Genomic DNA, 19554 nt, shown 5'->3' with positions numbered 1-19554 from the left:
CCCGGCCCCCTACACGATTTGACGTGACAGGATGCCGCTTAACAAGCGCTGAGTCCGTCATGGAACAAAAAGCGAACTTTCTTGACAAATAAGATAATTTGCCTAATATGAGCGACCGCAGCTGGCGGGGTGCTCTATGCTTTCTGATGATATTGCTGTTCAGCGGACGCGGTGGAACCTCGCGGCTATTAAGTTTGAGCTGAAGCTTTTTCGACTCCAACTCATTGTCAAAGCCTACAATCCCGGTCAGCCGCGGGTACCTGCTGGACGTCCAGACGGCGGACAATGGACAGATGAGGATCGTCCCGTAGGTCTGGGAGCGGACGACGACGCGCATCTTATCCTCGTAGGCAATGAAGATGATCAGCGATACAAAGTTGATCTCATGGCCGAACAGGCACGTGGAGGACATACAGTAAGTCGACACGTCGGAAAGACTGACGATGAATTACTGGAGCGAATCCGTAAATCGCAATGGAGCACTCCCCTTGCGCACGGGGGGTTAAAACGGAACGGAAGTTTCTCATCGATTGATTCGGCGAACGATCTCGTAAATCAGACCATACAAGCAAACAAATCGATAGTTGATCTTGTTGCATCAGGAACTATTAAAGATGCATTTATTACCAAATAATTTGGATACAAAACTGGCAGGGAGGCTTACAGCACAAATGATGGCGTGTTATATTTGCGAAATACAACTGGTGTAGGCGCACTCATAATGCATGAACCAACTTTATCGCGCGGATTTAGAGTTCGAACGGCACACCCCCAAACCGAGGGAGATTAAATTGACTTCCCCAGAGTTCGATGAATTCACTCGCCAATTCTATCAGGACCTGATGGAAGATATTGCAACCGAGGAGGAAATTATTACTTTTGCTCTATCTCCATTTTCAGACAATTCGAAGCGCGCACGTCTGCGATCATATCTTGGCTCGATCACCAAGGACAACGTCTCGAATGAGGAGTTGCGAAAATTGTGGTGGTCGTCTTCGGCCGATGTCGTGTTCTACGACGGTGCCGAACTGAGAGCCTTCCTCGAACGGGTGCGGGATAGACTGTAACGTCCGGCCCGGGAACCAGCAGAGGAGTACTGAGGCGGCGAACGCCGTTTACGAGGTGGGTACGGTAGAAGTTGGGGCCGCTTGCCGCAGCCCCGGAATTCATTGTCTGTCGCGTTGCGATCTCGATCGTTCAATGTGGCGGATGCACGGATGCTCACCCTCGACCACCTCGTCGTCGTGGCCCCCGACCTCGCGAAGGGCGTGGCCCATGTCCGTTCCTGCCTCGGCCTCGACATGCCGGAGGGCGGGCGCCACCCTGAGATGGGCACCCGCAACCACCTGCTCCGCCTCGGCGCGTCGACGTTCCTGGAAGTGATCGCCGTCGATCCCGAGGCAGAGCCGCCGGCGCGCGCTCGCTGGTTCGGCCTCGGCGACGCCGCGCGGGTGCGGGCGGATTGGGGGGCCGGCCGGCGGCTGCGCGGCTTCGTCGCCCGCACCGATGATCTCGACACCCTGCTCGCGGCCCATCCCGATCTGCTCGGCACGGCGGCGACGATGACCCGGGGCACGCTGTCGTGGCGCTTCGGCCTGCGTCCGGACGGGACCTGGCCGGCGGACGGCGCCGCGCCCCGCGTGATGGATTGGGGCGACCGTCCGCACCCGGCCGGGACGATGCCGGATCTCGGGGCGCGGCTCGAAAATTTCTGGCTGACCCATCCGGAGCCGGAGGCGGTGGCCGCGCTCCATGCGGACCTCGGCCTGACCGATCCGCCGCGGATCGAGCCCGGCCCGGCCCCGCGCTGGACCGCCCGGATCGCGACGCCGTCCGGCCTGCGCACGCTGACCTGAGGACGGACCCTCCTTGCCGGCCTGATCGGGTGGGTGACCGGCGAGGAGGGCCTGGCCGGGACTCGTGAGCCTCGGCAAGCGCAACCTAGCAGGGGTCCATCGCCCTGCGGTTGCCGAAACGGCTCACTCTGCACAGGAAACCCGCACCATCGTTCACGTATGCGCGAAGATGTCGGTCTCCGGCCAGCCGTCGAGGTCGAGCCGGGCGCGGGTGGGCAGGAAGGCGAAGCAGGCGGCGGCGAGATCGGTGCGGCCCTCGCGGGCCAGCATGGCGTCGAGCCGCTCCCGGGCCGCGTGGAGGTAGAGCACGTCGGAGGCCGCATAATCCTGCTGGGCCTGCGTCAGGGTCTCGGCGCCCCAATCGGAGGATTGCTGCTGCTTGGAGAGATCGACGCCCACCAGCTCGCGGACCACGTCCTTGAGCCCGTGGCGGTCGGTGTAGGTGCGGGCGAGCTTCGAGGCGATCTTGGTGCAGTAGGCCGGCTCCGGCATCACGCCGAACGCCTTGAACAGCACCGCCACGTCGAACCGGGCGAAGTGGAAGATCTTCAGGACTCCGGGATCCGCCAGGACCCGCTTGAGCACCACCGGCTCGGGGCCGTCCTGCGGGATCTGGACCACGTCCGCCGTGCCGTCGCCGGTGGAGATCTGCACCACGCAGAGCCGGTCCCGGTGCGGGTTGAGGCCGAGCGTCTCGGTGTCGATGGCCACCGCCCGGCCCGCATCGTAATCGGCGGGCAGGTCGCCGCGGTGGAGGCGTACGATCGGGCTCGGCATTTTTTTGGGACCTTGAGGGTGTTGCGCCGGTACCATCGGCGCCAAGTGCCGGCAAGCCGCCGGCGCGGCACGCGGAGAGGCGAATGACGACAGCAGCCGAGGTGATCGCCACCCTGGGCCTCAAACCCCATCCGGAGGGCGGCCATTACCGCGAGACCTTCCGCGATCCGCGCATGGTGGACGGCCGCTCGGCCGGCACCGCGATCTACTTCCTGCTCGACATCGGCGAGGCTTCGGCCTGGCACCGCGTGGACGCCACCGAGATCTGGCACTGGCATGCCGGCGCGCCGCTGGTGATCACCACGAGCCCGAACGGCCACGACGCCACCGCCCAGCATCTCGGACCCGACCTCGCCGCCGGGCACCGCCCGCAATGCGTGGTACCGGCCGGCCATTGGCAGACCGCCACCAGCCTCGGCGCCTGGACGCTGGTGGGCTGCACGGTCTCGCCGGGCTTCGACTTTGCGGGCTTCGAGATGGCGCCCCCGGATTGGCGGCCGACGCCGCGCCGTTAGACGCTGTCCGATCGGAGGTCGGCGATGCGCGGCGCGGTCCCGTGGCCGATCCTCAGGCCGTATCCATGTCCGCCAGAGCCGCCGCGATATGCGGCGGCGGCGGCGCCTCGACGGTGATCGCGTCCCGCTTCGGATAGAGCGGGATCGTCAGCGTCCGCGCGTGCAGGTGCAGGCTGCCGTCCCGCGGGCCGCTGCCGTAGATCGAATCCCCGAGGATCGGCCAGCCGGACGCGGCGCAATGGACCCGGAGCTGGTGCGTGCGGCCGGTGACCGGCTTCAGCTCCAGCCAGGTCCGGCCGCCGGCCCGGCCGAGGACGCGCCAATGGGTCAGGGCCGGGTCGCCCGCCGGGTCGGCCTTCATCCACCAGGAGCGCGGATCGTCGGAGCGGCGCGCCAGCGGCAGGTCGATCCGGCCGGATTCCGCATCGGGGCCGCCCTCGACCACGGCCCAATAGGTCTTGTCCACGACGCTGCCGGAAAACAGCTTGCCGAGGCGGGCGAGCGCCTTGGCGTGACGCCCGAGCGCCAGGCAGCCCGAAGTGTCGCGGTCGAGCCGGTGCGCGGCCTCCGGGCGGCGCGGCAGGCCGAAGCGAAGACCGTCGAGATGGTCGGTCAGGGTCTCGCCGCCGCGCGGGCCCGGATGGACCGGCAGGCCCGGCGGCTTGTCGATGACGAGCAGCAGGGCATCGCGGTAGAGGAGGCGGGCACCTATGTCGAAGGTGAGGGACATCCGGTCGGGCCTGAGCGCGTGCCGCCGAAGCGGCGGCCGGTTCGGCGCAGGCGAGCGCGTCAAACCAAGGACTTGGAGCCGTTGCCGATTGCAACGCGGTCGGCGACGGCTCTAGGGGTTCGACATCGGGTGGGCAAGGCGGGGCGAGGGCAAGGTTTCATGGCGAGCGAGGACAAGCCCGGCTGGTTCGGGCGCCTGTTCGGGCGCAAGGGCCAGAACACGGGCGATGGCACGGCCGAGGACAATGCGGAGACGGAGCTGCCCGCCGATGCGCCGGCCTCGCCCTCCGAGGGCCAGCCCGACTACGCCACCGGGGCGGAGGACGTCACCCATATTCCGCTGCCGCCGGACGAATCCGAGCCTCTCGTCGCCGACGTGGTCGAGGGGGCGGACCTCCTGCCGATCGCGGGCGAGCCCGAGCGCCCCCCCGCCGGCACGGCCGGGGACGATCCGGCCCACGGCGCCGACCCGGTCGATACCGGGGACGTGAATCGGGCGCCGGTGGTCGAGCCGATGCCCGACATCCAGCCGGTGGATTCCGCCGCCGCGCTCGCCCACGATGCCGGCGCCGGGCCGGACCGGGAGCCCGAGGCCACGGGCTGGTGGACCCGGCTCACCTCCGGGATGAAGCGGACCTCGTCGGCCCTGACCGACCGGGTCACCGGCCTGTTCACCAAGCGCAAGCTCGACGCCAACACCCTGGAGGATCTGGAGGACGCCCTGATCCAGGCCGATTTCGGCCTGGAAACCGCGACGCGGATCTCGGATGCGGTGGGCAAGGGCCGCTACGAGAAGGGCATCTCGCCGGACGAGGTCCGGTCGATCCTGGCGACGGAGGTCGAGCGGGCGCTGGAACCCGTGGCGGTGCCGCTTTCCATCGACGCGACGAAGAAGCCGTTCGTGATCCTCACGGTCGGCGTCAACGGCGCCGGCAAGACGACGACGTTGGGCAAGCTCGCCTCCAAGCTGCGCGCGGAGGGCCGGACCGTGATGCTGGCGGCCGGCGACACCTTCCGGGCGGCGGCGGTAGAGCAGCTCAAGGTCTGGGGCGCGCGCACCGGCACCCCGGTGGTGAGCGGCGGGGAAGGGGCTGATGCGGCCGGTCTCGCCTTCGACGCCCTGAAGCAGGCGGCCGCCGCCGGGACCGACGTGCTGCTGATCGACACCGCCGGCCGGCTCCAGAACAAGACCGGGCTGATGGCGGAGCTGGAGAAGATCGTCCGCGTGCTGCGCAAGCAGGACCCGGAGGCGCCGCACGCCACGATCCTCGTCCTCGACGCCACCGTGGGCCAGAATGCGATCTCGCAGGTGGAGCTGTTCTCCCAGGCCGCGCCGGTCTCGGGCCTGGTGATGACCAAGCTCGACGGCACGGCGCGCGGCGGCATACTCGTGGCGCTCGCGGCCAAGTTCGGCCTGCCGGTGCACTTCATCGGCGTCGGCGAGGGCGTGGAGGATCTGGAGCCGTTCGCGGCCCGGGACTTCGCGCGGGCGATCGCCGGGCTGGAGAAGGATTAGGCCGCCACGCGCAGGACGTCGGTCCGGGCGAAGTCGTCGCCCTTGAACAGGAGCGGCGCGTTCAGCGACCGGGCCAGCGCGTAGGCGAAGCAATCGCCGAAGTTCAACCCGGCCGGATGCCGGCCCTTGCCGTAGCGGGCGAAGGCGTCGGCGGCGACCTGCGCGAGGGCGTGGTCGACCGGGACGACCTTGATCGACTCGCGGAGGAGCCAATCGTCGAGCTCGACCCGGCCGACCACCCAGCGCGACATCACGATCGCGCATTCGAGATAAGACGCTGCCGCCATCGAGCGGTACCGGAAATCGCGAATCGCAAGGCTGAAGCTGTCCGCATCAGGCTCCTGATTGAGGATCGCGATGAAGACGGAGCTATCGACGACACCGACGCTCAAACCGGCAGGCCGTTTTCGTCGTAGGCTAGGATCACGTCGATTGGCCGGGGATCGACGAGCGGGCTCGCGTATGTTCGCTCGTGCAGCAACCGCCCGGACGCAACGGCGCCTGCGCGGTCGCGCTCCCGATCCGCGTCCACCCGCGCCCGCTCCCGCCGGAGCAGCTCAAGCAACAGATCCGGCGCCGCGCGGTGGGTGGTGGCCGTGAGGTCGGCCAGAAGCGCCTCGACCTCGGCGTTGTCGATCGTGATGGACATCGTAGGCTCCCCGTTCCACACAGCCCCGAAACCGCCAGCCTAGCTGCCAGCCTAGCGCGGGTGCCGCATCCGAGCCAACTGACGCGCATGCAGATCGAATCCGTTCCTCCCCGCCGCCACCTGCCGCCGCTCGTGAAGCTGGCGCTGGAACTCGGGCCGCTCGTCATCTTCTTCCTGGGCAACGCCTATTCGGAGAAGCTCGGCGTCGCGCCCGACCAGAAGCTGTTCGTGGCCACCGGCGTGTTCATCGCGGCGACCGTGGTGGCGCTGGCGGTGCACTTCGTGCTGGTGCGGCGCCTGCCGATCATGCCGCTCGTGTCCGGCGTGGTCGTGGTGGTGTTCGGCGGCCTGACGCTCGCGCTGCAGGACAAGACCTTCATCATGGTCAAGCCGACCATCGTGAACGCGCTGTTCGGCACCGTGCTCCTCGGAGGCCTCGCCTTCGGGCGCTCGCTCCTGTCGGTGGTGCTCGATTCGATGTTCAGCCTCACCGAGGAGGGCTGGCGCAAGCTCACCTTCCGCTGGGGTCTGTTCTTCTTCGTCCTGGCGGCGCTGAACGAGGTCGTGTGGCGGACCCAGACCGAGGATTTCTGGGTCAATTTCAAGGTGTTCGGCATCATGCCGCTCACCGTGCTGTTCGCCCTGGCCCAGACGCCGCTGCTGACCCGCTACGAGCGCAAGGAGCCGCAGCCGGGCGAGTGAAGGTCAGCGGGCTGCGACCTTCCCGGCCGCCCGGATCCGCGTCAGCACGCTGGCGTAATTGTCCGGCGTGAGGATGCCGACGAGCTTGTCGCGGATCACGCCGTCCGGTCCGATCACGAAGGTCTCAGGGACCCCGTAGACGCCGAAATCGATCGCCGCGCGTCCATCGGCATCGGCCCCGACAGCGCTGAACGGCACTCCGTGCCGGGCCAGGAAGCGCTGGCCGGCCGCCGGGTTCGGCTCCTTGTAGTCGATGCCCACCAGCCGGATCCCGGGCTCCCGGGCGAGCCGCATCAGCATCGGGTGCTCGACCTGGCAGGGCGCGCACCACGAGGCGAACACGTTGATCACCGTGATCTGGCCCTTCAGGTCGGCGCTGGACAGGCCCGGCACCGGAGCGTCCCCGACCTTGAGCCCCGGGACCGCCGGCAGGGTGAAGCTCGGCACCGGCTTGCCGATCATCGCGGAGGGCAGGGCGGCCGGATCGGCGCCCGAGCGCAGGCGCAGGAACAGCACCGCGGCCAGGGCGGCAAAGGCCAGCACCGGGACGACCAGCAGCAGCGAGCGGCGGACCGGAGGCGGCCGATCCGCGATGTCGTCGCCGCTCACCGCCGATCCTCCCCAAAACCCTTGAGCGCGCGCAGCTGCGCACGCCGGTCGCGAAGCGCGTTGCCGATCAGGCCGGCCATGACCAGGGCCGTGAACGCGTAGGCGGCGACGATGAAGCCGCCATGAGACCCGAGATCCATCAGCAAGATTCCTAGACCGGCTGCCCGACCGGCATCCCGGCGGGCTTCGGCGTGAGGCGCGGCTGGGTCCGGTCGAGGCGCTCGGCCTCGCGGATGGTCAGCGTTCGCACCCGGCGGCGCATGATTTCGGTGCGCATCGCGTAGAGGTGGAGCGTGGTGCCGCCCAGCGTCGCCGCGCCGATCATGATCAGCAGCGGGTAGAGCATCGACGGGTCGATGGTGGAACCGCCCATGCGCAGGATCGAGGCCGGCTGGTGCAGGGTCGACCACCAGTTCACCGAGAACTTGATGATCGGCAGGTTCACCGCGCCGACGAGCGTCAGGATCGCCACGGCCCGGGCGGCGCGGTTCGGCTCCTCGAGGGTGCGCCACAGGGCGATGATGCCGCAATAGATCAGCAGCAGGATCAGCATCGAGGTCAGGCGCGCGTCCCAGACCCAGTAGGTGCCCCACATCGGCTTGCCCCAGAGCGAGCCGGTGACGAGGCAGATCAGCGTGAAGGCCGCCCCGATCGGCGCGGCAGCGCGCTGGGCGACATCGGCCAGGGGATGGCGCCAAACCAGGGTGCCGATCGCCGACAGGCTCATGGCGCCGTAGAAGAACACCCCGAGCCAGGCCGCCGGGACGTGGATGTACATGATCCGCACGGTCTCGCCCTGCTGGTAGTCGGGCGGCACGACGAAGAAGGTTTGGTACAGCCCCAGGCCGACCAGGCCCACCGACAGGGCGGCGAGCCACGGCACCAGGGCGCCGGACCAGCGCATGAAGTGGCTGGGATTCGACAGGCGGGTCCAGAGGGAAGGCGTCATCGCGGCTCGGTCTCGGACTGCGTCCCGGCGGTCCGGTTTCGGTCGCGTCATCGCGTCCGAAAAGCCGGCCTCCACCTTTTCCGAACGAGCTTTAGCGCAGGGTGCGGTGCAGCAACAATGCGGCCATTCTCCGCCGATACTGCATCGGGGTGCACAGCATCCGGCGGCGAAAGGCGGTGCGGAACGCAGTCTCGGATTCGTAGCCGACGGCATACGCGACGGACGCAATGCTCGCATCCGAGCAGCGCAGCCGGTCGGCAGCGAGCTGCATCCGCCAGCCGGCGAGATAGGCCAGCGGCGGCTGCCCGACCACCGCCCGGAACCGGTCTGCGAAGGTCGTGCGCGACATGCCGGCGCGCTCGGCGAGCTCCGCCAGCGTCCAGCGGCGCGCCGGCTCGGCATGCAGGGCCCCGAGCGCCCGCGTGAGCCGCGGATCGGCGAGGGCCCCGAGCCAGCCGACCGGACGCTCGGAGGCGAGCCAGAGCCGCAGCACCTGCAGCAGCATGATCTGCGCGAGATGGTCGGCCATCAGGGTGCTGCCGGGCGCGCCGAGGCGCAACTCGACGCTCAGTTGGTCCAGCGCCCAGCGCAGGATCGCGGCCTGGTTCGAGGCGTCCCGGATCGACACGATGGCCGGGAGTGCATCGAACAGCAGGCCGGCCGCATCACCCGAGAAGAGGAAGCGTCCGCCCACCAGGAAGAAGTCGCCGCCGCCGTTGCAGGTCGCGACGCCGTTTTCCGCGTGGTCATAGATCGTGGCGGAGTCGATCGCCGGCAGCCCCGGATCGGTGGCGAGCCGGAACGGCCGCCCCCGGGTCAGCAGGAAGCAGTCGCCGGCCGCGATCCGAATGGGCCCGCCCTCGTCCTCCACTGCGACCCAGCAACCGCCCCGCACCACGGTGTTGAACTTGATCCCGTCATGGGCCGGGAAGCGAATCGCCCAATCCCCGCCGGCATCGAGGCCGGCGCTGAGAACGCCTTTGGGCTTGAGCAGCGACAGGATGTCGGAGAGCGGGTCCATGGCAACAACCGGACGCCCGCATAGGAATCGCGGACGGGGCAGCATGGAGCGTCCGGCGCGCCGGGTCGATCATCGCGGCGATACAGCGGCCCATCGCCGCCGCCGCGGAGCAGGACCATGACCGATGACCAAAAGCCCCTCGGATCGGGCTTCGATGCTCGCAGCACGGCCGCCGAGGTTCTGGCCGGGCGGGATCTGACCGGGCGGTACGTCCTCGTCACCGGAGGCTATTCGGGCCTTGGCCTCGAAACCACCCGGGCGCTCGCGGAAGCCGGCGCCGCGGTGCTCGTCGGCGCGCGCGACACGAACGCCGCCCGGATGGCGACGCGAACGATTTCCGGGGTCACGGTCGATGCCCTCGACCTGTCGGACCTCGCCAGCGTCCGGCGTTTCGCCCAGCGCGTGCTGGCCGCCGGCCGGCCAATCGACTGGCTGATCAACAATGCGGGCCTCATGGCCTGCCCGGAGAGAAGGGTCGGGCCGGGCTGGGAGGCGCAATTCGCGACCAACCATCTCGGTCATTTCGCCCTGACCAATCACCTCCTGCCGCTGCTCCGGCCCGGCGCCCGGGTGATCGCGGTCTCCTCGGCCGGGCACCACCTCTCGCCGATCCGCTGGGACGATCTCCACTTCGCCTCTGGCTACGACAAGTGGCGTGCCTACGGCCACGCGAAGACCGCCAACGCCCTGTTCGCGGTCCATCTCGACCGGCTCAGCCGGGACCGGGGCATCCGCGCCTTCTCGCTGCATCCGGGGAAAATCCTCACGCCGCTCCAGCGCCACCTGACCCGGGCCGAGATGATCGCGGAGGGCTGGCTCGACGCGTCCGGCGCGCTGGCAGACCCGACCTTCAAGACGCCGGCCCAGGGCGCCGCCACCCAGGTCTGGGCGGCGACGTCGCCCCTGCTCGACGGGCTTGGGGGGCTCTATTGTGAGGATTGCGACGTGGCCGTGCGGGCTGAGGCGGTCGGAGCGCCGTTCGTGGGCGTGAAGGCGTATGCCGTGGATCCCGAGGCGGCTGAGCGGTTATGGGCGTTGTCCGCCGACCTCACCGGGGCCGGGTTCTTCGGACGGTCCGCTGGTTGTGCCTCGTGACCGCGCAGGCAGACGCGATTTGCGGATCTGCCGAGGCTGGACAGTGCCCGTGTGTCTACGGCTCTGACGTCAATCCGCCTGGCCGTGATACGGTCCGGGTGGATTTGCGGCTGTCCGTTCTCGCGCGAGCGTCGCAAACGGCAGGCGCCGCCGTCGCATCCCCGCGCGACCGATTGCGGGCGCTTGTCGACGCGTATCCGGTGAACTCTGTAGTGGTCATCCGAGACGTTGGCGTTCAAAGCCGCCGGAGCTAAAGCCCTCATCATGTTCAATGACGCAGCCGCTCAGCGCTATCTCGCGGGGCTAGCCCCCGTGGCCGCGCGGTCCGTGCGCTGGCTCATCTATGACCATAGCCGGCACTGGGTTTCTGTCGTGGACAGCGAGATCGCATCGCTGCGGCAAGACTGCGCGCATGTCCTGAACTCCCTGCCGGAGGAAGACGCGCGCGCGTCCCTCGTGGATGCGATCCGTGAGTTCCTGGCTCAAGGGGCGGACTGCACCCCGCAGGTGATCGCCCTCTCGTGCGTGTTGTTGATGCAGGACACGGGTGATCGCGACAGGGTTTTCGCTCGGATCCAGACCCATGTCATGGCAACCCTCGTCGACGCCGAAGACGTGGTGGTCAGGCCCGTCGCCGGATGACGCGACGATCGAAATTGTCCTGATGACGGGCTTCGATCGATTGCAGGCGTCGCGCATCTCAAGGGCTGCTTCGCCGGTTCCCGCTTTCGATCGCGAATCACGCACGACCGACAGATGTCCGCGTCGAAGACAACTCGGATGGAGACCGGCATCCCCGACATGGGGCGAACGAAACCCTCTTCCACGCGAACGGATCGGCCTCAGGCCTGAGGGTGCGACGCGGTCCTCACAACGCCGGTGAGGATCGCGGTTTGAAGCGACCGGCTTTCCAACCCGCGCCCTTACCAGTGAGCGTGCCATAACCGGCTGGGCAGCTGCCGCGTTTTGCAGCCCGGAGCCGGGATCGGGCTGCCGACGCCTCCGACATGTCTGTTGCGGAATGGGCGCCGGAAGCGCCGTATCCGGCGGTGGCCCCGCCCTTCCGACGGCAGAGGCGCGGTGGCGCGCCTGACGGGCGCCGGGCCGATGGACAGGGATGGCTGCGCCGAGAAGCGCTGCGTCGATCCGGCCGAACGACTGCCGACAGGTTCGTACCAGCCTTGCGCCCGCCCGACCCCGCTACGCCGCTTGGCTCAGCGCCGCCTTCTCCTCGGCGAACGCCCAGTCCAACCACGGCGTCAGCGCTTCGAGATCGGCCGTCTCCACGGTGGCGCCGCACCAGATCCGCAGGCCCGCCGGGGCGTCGCGGTAGGCGCCGACATCGAGGGCGACGCCCTCGCGGTCCAGGCGCTCGACGATGCCCGAGGCCAGGGCCGCCACCGCCGCGTCGCCGCGGGCGAGGACGTCCGGGTCGGCGATCACCAGGCAGACGCCGGTGTTCGAGTAGGTCGCGGGGTCGACCGCCAGCGGCGCGATCCACGGGGTCCGGGCGACCCAGTCGTAGATCGCCTTGGCGTTGGCGTCCGCCCGGGCGTGGAGCGCCGGCAGGCCGCCGATCCGCACCGCCCAGTCGAGGGTGTCCAGGTAATCCTCCACCGCCAGCATCGAGGGCGTGTTGATCGTATCGCCCTTGAAGATGCCCTCGATCAGCTTGCCGTCCTTGGCGAGCCGGAACACCTTCGGCAGCGGCCAGGCCGGGACGTGGCTTTCCAGACGCTCCACCGCCCGGGGCGAGAGGATCAGCATGCCGTGTGCGGCCTCGCCGCCCATCACCTTCTGCCAGGAGAAGGTGACGACATCGAGCTTGTCCCAGGCCAGCGGCTGCGCGAAGGCCGCCGAGGTGGCGTCGCAGATCGTCAGGCCGGCACGGTCGGCGGCGATCCAGTCGCCGTTCGGGACCTTCACGCCGGCGGCGGTGCCGTTCCAGGTGAAGACCACGTCGCTGTTTCGGGTGTCGATCGCCGACAGGTCCGGCAGCACGCCGTAGGGTGTCTGGTGGATCCGGGGCGCGATCTTGAGCTGCTTGAGCGCGTCGGTGACCCACTCCTTGCCGAACGCCTCCCAGGCGGCGACCTCCACGGGGCGCGGCCCGAGCAGGGTCCACATCGCCATCTCGACGGCGCCGGTGTCGGAGGCCGGCACGATGCCGATCCGGTAATCGTCGGGCACCCGCAGGACCGACCGGGTCAGGTCGATCGCCCGGCCGAGCTTGGTCTTGCCGATGCTGGAGCGGTGCGACCGGCCGAGCGCGGCATCGGCCAGGGCGGCCGGCGTCCAGCCCGGACGCTTGGCGCAGGGGCCGGACGAGAAATGCGGAACGCGCGGGCGCCTGTCGGGTCGGCTCATCGTCGGATCCATCCTTGCAGATGGGCGCTCCTCGGCGGGGAGGAGTGTCCCGCGCCGGGGATGCGCCCAATCCGGGGCCCTGGCAAGCGCTTGTCCGGTCTATAGTCTTCGGCGCATGGCCAAGGCCGGGACGAGCCGTCCGGCGGTCTGGAACCGTCGATTAATCTTGGGACGTTAGCCTTAATGCCGTGCCGTGTTGTGTTTGAGGTACGCTGATGTCTTTCCACAGTGCTGCGATAGTGTCGGCTTGGTCGGTTTTACTTATGGTTATCGGTGCGTTAGCGACCCGCCCGGCCCTGGCGGGTCGGCTGCGCCGTCCCGCAGGGCAGCCGCTCCAGCTCGATCCGCTGGATTACGACCTCGACGGACCGGTGATCGACTTGGAGCCGGCCTGATTGGAACCCGCCTGAAGGTCCGGGCGCCGCTCGGCGGTGATCCGCTCGGCTTCCGCGCGCCGCCACCTGGCGATGGCCCCGTGATTGCCGCCCGACAGCACCTCCGGGATCGGCCGGTCCTCCCAGTCGCGCGGCCGGGTGTAGTGGGGATATTCGAGCAGCCCGCCCTCGAAGCTCTCCTCGATGCCGGATTGCGCCTTGCCCATCACCCCGGGCAGGAGCCGCACGCAGGCGTCGAGCACCACCAGGGCGGCGATCTCACCGCCCGACAGCACGTAATCGCCGATCGAGACCTCCTCCAGGCCGCGGCCGGCGATGACCCGTTCGTCGACGCCCTCGAACCGGCCGCAGACGATCAGCGCCCCCGGCCCGGCGGCGAGTTCCCGCACCCGGGCCTGGCTTAGCGGCTTTCCGCGCGGCGACATCAGCAGCCGCGGACGCGGGTCGTCCGGCCCGGCGGCGGCGTCGATGGCGGCGGCGAGCACGTCGCAGCGCAGCACCATGCCGGCGCCGCCGCCGGCCGGCGTGTCGTCCACCGCCCGGTGACGGCCGAGCCCGTGCTCGCGGATGTTGCGGGCTTCCAGGCTCCAGTCGCCCCGGGCGAGCGCATCGCCCGACAGGGACACGCCGAGCGGTCCCGGGAACATCTCCGGGTAGAGAGTGAGGATCGTGGCCCGCCAGGGCGTTTCCGCGCGCGTCATGGCGCTTGATCGCGCGCGGGGTGCGGCACGGTCAACGCCCCGGGCACCGTTCGGGCCCATCGAGGGTTGTTGGCGATGATCCGGCGCACGCTTCTCCTCACCGTCTTGCTGGCGGGACCGGCCCTCGCGGCGGCGCCTCTGTCGCCTCCTGGCACTCCCGCGAATGCGTTCCCGAAGCCCGACCGGCCCGTGGCCGAGATCGTGGCGCCGCAATGGTCCTCGGAGGCCGAGCGCGACAAGGCCGGCGAGTTCGATGCGGTCGCCCGCGGGATGGGCATCGCCCCCGGCGAGACGGTGGCCGATATCGGCGCCGGCAGCGGCTATTACGTGGTGCGGCTGAGTTCTCGGGTCGGGCCCGATGGCAAGGTCTTGGCCGAGGACGTGACTCCCGCCTACCTGGCAAGCCTGGAGCGGCGTGTGAAGGGGCTCGACAACGTCACGGTGGTGCGGGGCGAAGCTCACGATCCGCGCCTGCCCCCGGCCTCGGTCGATGCCGCGATCCTCGTGCACATGTACCACGAGATCGCCCAGCCCTTCGGCCTGCTGCACAACCTCGCCCCGGCAATGCGCCCGGGCGGCCGGATCGGCATCGTCGACGCCGACGACATCCCATCGCGGCACGGCACCCCGCCAGCGCTGCTCCGCTGCGAACTCGCCGCCGCCGGGTACCGGGAGACCGGGTTCCACCCCCTGAGCGGGGGGGCCTACCTGGCGGTGTTCGTCGCGCCTGCGCCGGAGGACCGGCCGCGCCCGGAGACGATCCGCCCGTGCCGGGATGCCGCGACGCCGCGCTGACCGCTTCGGCTGGCGCGATCAGGATCCTGGCACGCAGCCGGCGTCCTACTGCGATCCGTCCAGATGGGCCGCGAAGCCGCTCAGATCTGGGGTGAGGTCGGGCCGCAGTTCCATGGACGGGATTGCGTAATCCCCACCGTTCTGCCGCCGGTAAGGGATGGGGGGTGTGCTGAACAGGGTGCGCATCCGCGCCCGCAGGCTCTCTGCCGTCGCCGCGAAGGCGAGTTCGCTCAGTCCATCAGCTCGGTAGACGATAAAGGGCGGGAGCACGTCATAGCCTGGGTAGAACAGCACGCCGTGCTGGATCGGGAACAGGAGATCGTCGATCGGCCCGTTGATCCCCCGGGGGCCGTAATGGCTCTCCCAGCCGCCGGCGGTCACGACCAGCATCGCGCGTTTCCCGGCCAGTGTGCCCTCGCCGTAGCGGTCGCCCCAGCGAGTCTCGCTATGCTCGCCGACGCCGTAGGCGAACCCGTAGGCGTAGACCCGGTCGACCCATCCTTTCAAGATCGCAGGCATTGAGAACCACCAGAGTGGGAACACCAGGATCAGGGCATCCGCCCAGAGCAGCTTAGCCTGTTCGGTGATCACGTCGTCTGTCAGGATCCCGGTGGCGAACGCCGCGCTGGACGCGGCCGGAACCTGCAGGCGCCCCGCCTCCGGCAGGCTCGGGAAGTCGAATCGATCGACCGCACTTTTCCAGACCGCGGCGTAGAGGTCGGTGACGCGGACTTCGTGTCGGTCCGCCTCCAACTGGTCTACCGCCACGCCGCGCAGCGCGTTCGTCAGCGATGCGGGATCCGGATGGGCTGAGACGACGAGGATCTTCATGAGGCGGTCTCGCTGGGTAAGAGGAGCCGCGAAGCTAGAAGCCCGTTCAACCATCCGGTAGACGGCACGGCGGGATAGGATCGTTCCGCGCAATGGATAGATCGGACGTTACGCTGGAGCGGATGCGCAGCTTCGTCCGCGTGGTCGAGCGCGGCAGCCTGTCGGCGGTGGCGCGCGAGCAAGGCGTTGGGCAATCGACCGTCAGCCGGCACATGGCCGAGCTGGAAGCCGCGCTCGGCGCGACGCTGTTAAACCGGACCACGCGGCGCATCATCCTGACAGACGAGGGCAGGCGCTTTCACGCTGAGGCTCGTACCATCCTGCGGATGGTCGAGGAGGCCACGGACGGCGTCCGGAACGCGGGGGGCGACCTGACCGGCACGGTGCGGGTGTCCTGCACGGCGGCCTTGGGCGTTCGCCATGTCTGCCGGGCGCTGTTCGCGTTCCAGGATCGCTATCCCGGAATCAACGTCGATCTCAGCCTGACCGATGAGCGCATTGACCTCGTGCGTGAGGCGATGGATGTGGCGATCCGGCTCGGCCCGCTGCCAGAGAGCAGCCTGCAGCGCAAGGCCGTTGGCCGCTCGCGCAGGATCCTGGTGGCGTCGCGTCGCTATCTCGCGGATCACGGCCGGCCCGAGAGACCGGACGACCTGTCGCGGCATCCGACGATCCGCATGAGCAATGTCGCCGGCAGCGACACGCTGTGCCTGTATGGGCCGGACGGCGCGACAATCCGGGTTCCGGTGGGCGGCCGCCTACTGGTCGATCACGGCTTGGCCGCCCGCGAGGCCCTGGCGCAGGGCCGCGGAATTGCGACCGCCCATGTCTGGCTCGTCGACGATCTGCTGGCGGAGGGCGCGATCGACCACGTCCTGCCGGACTACGTGCCCGAGCCTGTTCCGCTCTCAATCCTAATCGCGCCAAGCCGCATCCGTATCCGGCGCGTCCGCCTGGTGGTTGATGCCCTGGTGGCCGCGCTGACGGAGCTTCCTGGCATTGATGGGCCGTGAGCCGGCCGGGCACACCAGTTCCGGAATAGGGGTGTCAGCCCGGATCGTCGGCGGGCTTCTCGCCCACCGGCGCGAAGAAATCCTCCGAAAGGACCACGGTTACACGCCGCTGCGGGAGGTCCAGGACCGGCACGAACGCTTTGGTGAACGGCAGCAACGCCGTGGCGCCGCCCGCAGCGGGGCGGAGTTCGAGGAGGTCGCCGCCGCCGTAATTCGGCACCGCCACGACCGTGCCGACGACGGTTCCAGCCTCGTCCATCGCAGTGGCACCGACCAGGTCGGCCGCGTAGACCTCGTCGTCATCCTCAGGCTCCGCCAGGCGGTCGCGGGGGATGAACAGGGCGACGCGATTGAGCGTCTCGGCGGCACTCCGGCTGCCGATATCCTTGACCCGGGCGATCAGGATGTCGGGGGAGGAACCGGGGGCGGTGCGTACGCCCGACAGCGTCAGCGTCCGACCGTCGGAGGTCAGGAGCGGCCCGTAGCCGGCGATCGCCAACGGATCGCCGGTGTGGGATTTCAGGCGGATCTCGCCGTTGAGCCCGTGCGCGCGCCCGAACTCGCCCAGGAGGACGAGATTCGCGTCGGGCGGCACGGGCGGCGCTGCCGGCTTCGGGGCCGGTGCCTTGGGCGAGGTCGCGGCCTCGGGCGCGATGGCACCGATCGCCGTGCCGACGCGGCCACGGCGACCGCCGTCGCGGGAGAATGAACCTGCGGGGCGGCGCGCCATGGCCAGGCCGCCTTACGCGGCGGCGTCCTCGGCGGGCGCCGCGGCCTTCTCGGCGCGCTTGGTCGCGCGCTCCTTGGCCTTCTCGCCGGGCTCGGCCTTCTGCGGATTGTTGCGGGTCGGGCGCTTCGCCAGGCCGGCCTGGTCGAGGAAGCGCAGGACCCGGTCGGTCGGCTGCGCGCCCTTCGCGAGCCAGCCCTGAATCTTCTCGGCATCGAGCTGGATCCGGGCCGGATCGTCCTTGGGCTTCATCGGGTCGTAAGCGCCGACCTTATCGATGAAGCGGCCGTCGCGGGGCGCGCGGGCGTCGGCGACGACGATGCGGTAGTACGGGCGCTTCTTGGCGCCGCCACGGGTGAGACGAATCTTCAGGGCCATTGTTTTACGACTTTCTCTGTTCTTCGACCGACGGCGCATGGTTGGCCGCGATCGTCTGGTGGTGCCGGATGACTTCCTTGACCACGAAGGCCAGGAACTTCTCGGCGAAATCGGGGTCGAGCTTGGCGTCGACCGCGAGCGTGCGGAGCCGGGCGACCTGACGCGCCTCCCGGTCCGGATCGGAAGGGGGGATCCCCTTTCGGGCCTTGAGCTCGCCGACCCGCTGCGTGCAGCGGAAGCGCTCGGCGAGCAGATGGATCAGCGCCGCATCGAAATTGTCGATGCTGTCGCGCAGGCGCGCGAGCTCGGGATCAACCGCTTGGGCGGCGAGGACGCTCATTTCTTCTTCCCCGGCATGAAGCCACCGAGGCCGGGCAGCTTCGCGCCGCCGAGGCCGGGAAGCCCTGGCATCTTCGGCATCCCGCCCAAACCACCTCCGCCCAGGCCCGGCGGCATCGGCGGCAGCTTGCCGCCGAACTGCTTCTCGATCTGCGCGATCTGCTCGGGCGTCGGCTCGGGCATGCCGGGGGGCAGGCCGGGCATGCCGCCCATTCCACCACCCATGCCGCCGCCGCCGAGCCCGAACATCGAGCCGAGCGCCTGCCCGATCCCACGCTTGCCCGAGCCGATCGCCTTCATCATGTCGGCCATGGTCCGGTGCATCTTCAGGAGCTTGTTGATCTCCGAGACATCGACGCCCGAGCCCGCCGCGATGCGCTTCTTGCGGGAGTTCTTCAGCAGATCGGGGTTCTTGCGCTCGTGCGGGGTCATCGACGAGATGATCGCCCGCTGGCGCTTGAACATCTTCTCGTCGAGGTTGGCGCCCTCGACCTGCTTCTTCATCGCGCCCATGCCGGGCAGCATGCCCATCAAGCCGCCGATGCCGCCCATCTTCTCCATCTGGGCGAGCTGCATGGAGAGATCCTCCAGGTCGAACTTGCCCTTGCGCATCTTCTCCGCGGTGCGGAGCGCCTGCTCGTGGTCGATGGTCTCGGCGGCCTTCTCGACCAGGGAGACGATGTCGCCCATGCCGAGGATGCGGTTGGCGACGCGGGCCGGGTGGAACTCCTCAAGGGCATCGACCTTCTCGCCGGTGCCGACGAGCTTGATCGGCTTGCCGGTGACGGCGCGCATCGAGAGCGCCGCGCCGCCTCGGGAATCACCGTCCATGCGGGTGAGCACGATGCCGGAGACGCCGAGACGTTCGTCGAAGGCACGGGCGGTGTTGACCGCGTCCTGGCCGGTGAGCGCGTCGGCGACCAGCAGCACCTCGTGGGGCCGGGTCGCGGCCTTCACTTCGGCCGCCTCGACCATCAGGGCCTCGTCGACCGTGGTACGGCCGGCGGTGTCGAGCATCACCACGTCGAAGCCGCCCAGCCGGGCCGCCTCCATGGCGCGCTTGGCGATCTGCACCGCCGACTGGCCGGCCACGATCGGCAGGCTCTCGACGCCGACCTGCTTGGCCAGCACCGCGAGCTGCTCCATGGCGGCCGGGCGCCGGGTATCGAGCGAGGCGAGCAGCACCTTCCGCTTCTCGCGCTCGGACAGACGCCGGGCGATCTTGGCGGTGGTGGTGGTTTTGCCCGAGCCTTGAAGGCCGACCATCAGGATCGGCACCGGGGCGGGGGCGTTGAGATCGATCACCTCGGCATCGGTGCCAAGCATCGCCACCAGCTCGTCGTTGACGATCTTGACGACCATCTGACCGGGGGTGACCGACTTGAGCACGACGGCGCCGACCGCCTTCTCCTTCACCCGGTCGGTGAAGCCGCGCACAACCTCCAGGGCCACGTCGGCTTCCAGCAGGGCGCGGCGGACCTCGCGCATCGCTGCAGTGACGTCGGCTTCCGTCAGGGCACCCCGGCGGGTGAGCCCCGAGAGGATTCCGGAGAGGCGATCGGACAGGCCTTCGAACATGGTTTTTCGGAC

At 69.0% G+C, this 19554-nt stretch carries 25 protein-coding genes; 10 read left to right on the top strand and 15 right to left on the bottom strand.

Annotated features, from left to right (window positions below; translation table 11 throughout):
- Positions 1-136: 136 nt before the first annotated feature.
- The 3 genes from MKK65_RS27045 (at position 137) to MKK65_RS27035 (ending at position 1856) form a co-directional block, all read left to right on the top strand.
- Positions 137-634 carry an RNase A-like domain-containing protein gene (locus MKK65_RS27045; protein WP_243961219.1) on the top strand — a complete coding sequence of 166 codons (498 nt, stop codon included), beginning with the start codon at positions 137-139 and terminating at the stop codon, positions 632-634.
- A gap of 91 nt (positions 635-725) precedes the next feature.
- A complete protein-coding gene (locus MKK65_RS27040; protein ID WP_243961218.1) occupies positions 726-1067 on the top strand; it encodes a hypothetical protein in 342 nt (113 codons plus the stop codon).
- Between the two features lie 150 nt (positions 1068-1217).
- A complete protein-coding gene (locus MKK65_RS27035) occupies positions 1218-1856 on the top strand; it encodes a VOC family protein (protein ID WP_243961217.1) in 639 nt (212 codons plus the stop codon).
- A gap of 153 nt (positions 1857-2009) precedes the next feature.
- On the opposite strand, the gene MKK65_RS27030 is transcribed toward MKK65_RS27035, so the two are convergent.
- Complete coding sequence (locus MKK65_RS27030; RefSeq protein WP_243961215.1) at positions 2010-2633, bottom strand: ribonuclease D; 624 nt, start codon at positions 2631-2633, stop codon at positions 2010-2012.
- An 83-nt stretch (positions 2634-2716) separates the two neighbouring features.
- Here MKK65_RS27030 and MKK65_RS27025 point away from each other — a divergent pair, with 83 nt between their 5' ends.
- The gene (locus tag MKK65_RS27025; RefSeq protein ID WP_243961214.1) at positions 2717-3148 is read left to right on the top strand and encodes a cupin domain-containing protein; all 432 of its coding nucleotides are present in this window, start codon (positions 2717-2719) and stop codon (positions 3146-3148) included.
- A gap of 52 nt (positions 3149-3200) precedes the next feature.
- Here the strand turns inward: MKK65_RS27025 and MKK65_RS27020 are convergent, their stop codons facing one another.
- Complete coding sequence (locus MKK65_RS27020) at positions 3201-3878, bottom strand: RluA family pseudouridine synthase (protein WP_243961213.1); 678 nt, start codon at positions 3876-3878, stop codon at positions 3201-3203.
- Between the two features lie 159 nt (positions 3879-4037).
- On the opposite strand from MKK65_RS27020, the gene ftsY reads away from it, so the two are divergent.
- The gene (ftsY, locus tag MKK65_RS27015; protein ID WP_243961212.1) at positions 4038-5393 is read left to right on the top strand and encodes a signal recognition particle-docking protein FtsY; all 1356 of its coding nucleotides are present in this window, start codon (positions 4038-4040) and stop codon (positions 5391-5393) included.
- Here the strand turns inward: ftsY and MKK65_RS27010 are convergent.
- Together MKK65_RS27010 and MKK65_RS27005 are read right to left on the bottom strand one after the other, a co-directional pair.
- Positions 5390-5785, bottom strand: a complete 396-nt coding sequence (locus tag MKK65_RS27010; protein WP_243961211.1) for a type II toxin-antitoxin system VapC family toxin — start codon at positions 5783-5785, stop codon at positions 5390-5392. The genes ftsY and MKK65_RS27010 overlap by 4 nt on opposite strands.
- The gene (locus tag MKK65_RS27005) at positions 5782-6042 is read right to left on the bottom strand and encodes a type II toxin-antitoxin system VapB family antitoxin (RefSeq protein WP_243961210.1); all 261 of its coding nucleotides are present in this window, start codon (positions 6040-6042) and stop codon (positions 5782-5784) included. Before MKK65_RS27005 ends, MKK65_RS27010 begins: the two co-directional genes overlap by 4 nt.
- An 87-nt stretch (positions 6043-6129) precedes the next feature.
- Between MKK65_RS27005 and MKK65_RS27000 the strand changes: the two genes are divergently transcribed.
- Positions 6130-6744, top strand: coding sequence for a septation protein A (locus MKK65_RS27000; RefSeq protein WP_243961209.1), 615 nt, complete (start codon positions 6130-6132; stop codon positions 6742-6744).
- Between the two features lie 3 nt (positions 6745-6747).
- On the opposite strand, the gene MKK65_RS26995 is transcribed toward MKK65_RS27000, so the two are convergent.
- The 4 genes from MKK65_RS26995 to MKK65_RS26980 all read right to left on the bottom strand — a co-directional run bounded on the left by MKK65_RS26995 (position 6748) and on the right by MKK65_RS26980 (position 9323).
- Entirely contained in the window at positions 6748-7353 is a 606-nt protein-coding gene (locus tag MKK65_RS26995; protein ID WP_243961208.1) for a DsbE family thiol:disulfide interchange protein, read from the bottom strand.
- Positions 7350-7493: a heme exporter protein CcmD gene (gene ccmD, locus MKK65_RS26990; RefSeq protein WP_058193846.1), complete on the bottom strand. Its 144-nt coding sequence runs from the start codon at positions 7491-7493 to the stop codon at positions 7350-7352. The genes MKK65_RS26995 and ccmD overlap by 4 nt, the downstream gene beginning before the upstream one ends.
- Positions 7494-7504: 11 nt before the next feature.
- Positions 7505-8302, bottom strand: a complete 798-nt coding sequence (locus MKK65_RS26985; protein WP_243961207.1) for a heme ABC transporter permease — start codon at positions 8300-8302, stop codon at positions 7505-7507.
- Positions 8303-8393: 91 nt separating this feature from the next.
- Complete coding sequence (locus tag MKK65_RS26980; RefSeq protein ID WP_243961203.1) at positions 8394-9323, bottom strand: AraC family transcriptional regulator; 930 nt, start codon at positions 9321-9323, stop codon at positions 8394-8396.
- Between the two features lie 117 nt (positions 9324-9440).
- Between MKK65_RS26980 and MKK65_RS26975 the strand changes: the two genes are divergently transcribed.
- Both MKK65_RS26975 and MKK65_RS26970 read left to right on the top strand, forming a co-directional pair.
- The gene (locus MKK65_RS26975) at positions 9441-10418 is read left to right on the top strand and encodes an SDR family NAD(P)-dependent oxidoreductase (RefSeq protein WP_243961201.1); all 978 of its coding nucleotides are present in this window, start codon (positions 9441-9443) and stop codon (positions 10416-10418) included.
- Between the two features lie 228 nt (positions 10419-10646).
- Positions 10647-11060 (top strand): hypothetical protein, encoded by a 414-nt coding sequence (locus MKK65_RS26970; protein ID WP_243961199.1) that lies wholly within the window; start codon positions 10647-10649, stop codon positions 11058-11060.
- A 558-nt stretch (positions 11061-11618) separates the two neighbouring features.
- Here MKK65_RS26970 and MKK65_RS26965 read toward each other — a convergent pair.
- Both MKK65_RS26965 and trmD read right to left on the bottom strand, forming a co-directional pair.
- Positions 11619-12785 carry a phosphoserine transaminase gene (locus MKK65_RS26965; protein WP_243961197.1) on the bottom strand — a complete coding sequence of 389 codons (1167 nt, stop codon included), beginning with the start codon at positions 12783-12785 and terminating at the stop codon, positions 11619-11621.
- A 352-nt stretch (positions 12786-13137) separates the two neighbouring features.
- The gene (gene trmD, locus MKK65_RS26960; RefSeq protein ID WP_243961195.1) at positions 13138-13881 is read right to left on the bottom strand and encodes a tRNA (guanosine(37)-N1)-methyltransferase TrmD; all 744 of its coding nucleotides are present in this window, start codon (positions 13879-13881) and stop codon (positions 13138-13140) included.
- A 75-nt stretch (positions 13882-13956) separates the two neighbouring features.
- Here trmD and MKK65_RS26955 point away from each other — a divergent pair, with 75 nt between their 5' ends.
- A complete protein-coding gene (locus MKK65_RS26955) occupies positions 13957-14676 on the top strand; it encodes a class I SAM-dependent methyltransferase (RefSeq protein WP_243961193.1) in 720 nt (239 codons plus the stop codon).
- A gap of 45 nt (positions 14677-14721) precedes the next feature.
- Here the strand turns inward: MKK65_RS26955 and MKK65_RS26950 are convergent, their stop codons facing one another.
- Entirely contained in the window at positions 14722-15507 is a 786-nt protein-coding gene (locus MKK65_RS26950) for an NAD(P)H-dependent oxidoreductase (RefSeq protein WP_243961191.1), read from the bottom strand.
- 92 nt (positions 15508-15599) lie between these two features.
- On the opposite strand from MKK65_RS26950, the gene MKK65_RS26945 reads away from it, so the two are divergent.
- The gene (locus MKK65_RS26945) at positions 15600-16520 is read left to right on the top strand and encodes a LysR family transcriptional regulator (RefSeq protein WP_243961189.1); all 921 of its coding nucleotides are present in this window, start codon (positions 15600-15602) and stop codon (positions 16518-16520) included.
- A gap of 34 nt (positions 16521-16554) precedes the next feature.
- On the opposite strand, the gene rimM is transcribed toward MKK65_RS26945, so the two are convergent.
- From rimM to ffh, 4 genes are read right to left on the bottom strand one after another with little or no spacing between them, the layout of a single operon-like run.
- A complete protein-coding gene (rimM, locus tag MKK65_RS26940; protein WP_243961187.1) occupies positions 16555-17250 on the bottom strand; it encodes a ribosome maturation factor RimM in 696 nt (231 codons plus the stop codon).
- A 12-nt stretch (positions 17251-17262) separates the two neighbouring features.
- The gene (gene rpsP / locus MKK65_RS26935; protein ID WP_147896965.1) at positions 17263-17625 is read right to left on the bottom strand and encodes a 30S ribosomal protein S16; all 363 of its coding nucleotides are present in this window, start codon (positions 17623-17625) and stop codon (positions 17263-17265) included.
- Positions 17626-17629: 4 nt separating this feature from the next.
- Complete coding sequence (locus MKK65_RS26930; RefSeq protein WP_243961185.1) at positions 17630-17965, bottom strand: chorismate mutase; 336 nt, start codon at positions 17963-17965, stop codon at positions 17630-17632.
- Entirely contained in the window at positions 17962-19542 is a 1581-nt protein-coding gene (gene ffh, locus MKK65_RS26925) for a signal recognition particle protein (RefSeq protein ID WP_243961183.1), read from the bottom strand. Before ffh ends, MKK65_RS26930 begins: the two co-directional genes overlap by 4 nt.
- Between the last annotated feature and the right edge of the window lie 12 nt (positions 19543-19554).

Source organism: Methylobacterium sp. J-001 (assembly GCF_022829565.1).
GTDB lineage: Bacteria > Pseudomonadota > Alphaproteobacteria > Rhizobiales > Beijerinckiaceae > Methylobacterium.
This window is presented reverse-complemented; position numbering and strand designations above follow the sequence as displayed.

Coding starts and splice junctions, on each gene's coding strand:
- MKK65_RS27035 (WP_243961217.1), top strand. CDS start 1,218: ATGCTCACCCTCGACCACCTCGTCGTCGTGGCCCCCGACCTCGCGAAG.
- MKK65_RS27025 (WP_243961214.1), top strand. CDS start 2,717: ATGACGACAGCAGCCGAGGTGATCGCCACCCTGGGCCTCAAACCCCAT.
- rimM (WP_243961187.1), bottom strand. CDS start 17,250: ATGGCGCGCCGCCCCGCAGGTTCATTCTCCCGCGACGGCGGTCGCCGT.
- MKK65_RS26945 (WP_243961189.1), top strand. CDS start 15,600: ATGGATAGATCGGACGTTACGCTGGAGCGGATGCGCAGCTTCGTCCGC.
- MKK65_RS26930 (WP_243961185.1), bottom strand. CDS start 17,965: ATGAGCGTCCTCGCCGCCCAAGCGGTTGATCCCGAGCTCGCGCGCCTG.
- MKK65_RS26975 (WP_243961201.1), top strand. CDS start 9,441: ATGACCGATGACCAAAAGCCCCTCGGATCGGGCTTCGATGCTCGCAGC.
- rpsP (WP_147896965.1), bottom strand. CDS start 17,625: ATGGCCCTGAAGATTCGTCTCACCCGTGGCGGCGCCAAGAAGCGCCCG.
- ffh (WP_243961183.1), bottom strand. CDS start 19,542: ATGTTCGAAGGCCTGTCCGATCGCCTCTCCGGAATCCTCTCGGGGCTC.
- MKK65_RS27040 (WP_243961218.1), top strand. CDS start 726: ATGAACCAACTTTATCGCGCGGATTTAGAGTTCGAACGGCACACCCCC.
- MKK65_RS27000 (WP_243961209.1), top strand. CDS start 6,130: ATGCAGATCGAATCCGTTCCTCCCCGCCGCCACCTGCCGCCGCTCGTG.
- MKK65_RS26950 (WP_243961191.1), bottom strand. CDS start 15,507: ATGAAGATCCTCGTCGTCTCAGCCCATCCGGATCCCGCATCGCTGACG.
- MKK65_RS27020 (WP_243961213.1), bottom strand. CDS start 3,878: ATGTCCCTCACCTTCGACATAGGTGCCCGCCTCCTCTACCGCGATGCC.
- ftsY (WP_243961212.1), top strand. CDS start 4,038: ATGGCGAGCGAGGACAAGCCCGGCTGGTTCGGGCGCCTGTTCGGGCGC.
- MKK65_RS27045 (WP_243961219.1), top strand. CDS start 137: ATGCTTTCTGATGATATTGCTGTTCAGCGGACGCGGTGGAACCTCGCG.
- MKK65_RS27005 (WP_243961210.1), bottom strand. CDS start 6,042: ATGTCCATCACGATCGACAACGCCGAGGTCGAGGCGCTTCTGGCCGAC.
- ccmD (WP_058193846.1), bottom strand. CDS start 7,493: ATGGATCTCGGGTCTCATGGCGGCTTCATCGTCGCCGCCTACGCGTTC.
- MKK65_RS26980 (WP_243961203.1), bottom strand. CDS start 9,323: ATGGACCCGCTCTCCGACATCCTGTCGCTGCTCAAGCCCAAAGGCGTT.
- trmD (WP_243961195.1), bottom strand. CDS start 13,881: ATGACGCGCGCGGAAACGCCCTGGCGGGCCACGATCCTCACTCTCTAC.
- MKK65_RS26985 (WP_243961207.1), bottom strand. CDS start 8,302: ATGACGCCTTCCCTCTGGACCCGCCTGTCGAATCCCAGCCACTTCATG.
- MKK65_RS27030 (WP_243961215.1), bottom strand. CDS start 2,633: ATGCCGAGCCCGATCGTACGCCTCCACCGCGGCGACCTGCCCGCCGAT.
- MKK65_RS26955 (WP_243961193.1), top strand. CDS start 13,957: ATGATCCGGCGCACGCTTCTCCTCACCGTCTTGCTGGCGGGACCGGCC.
- MKK65_RS26965 (WP_243961197.1), bottom strand. CDS start 12,785: ATGAGCCGACCCGACAGGCGCCCGCGCGTTCCGCATTTCTCGTCCGGC.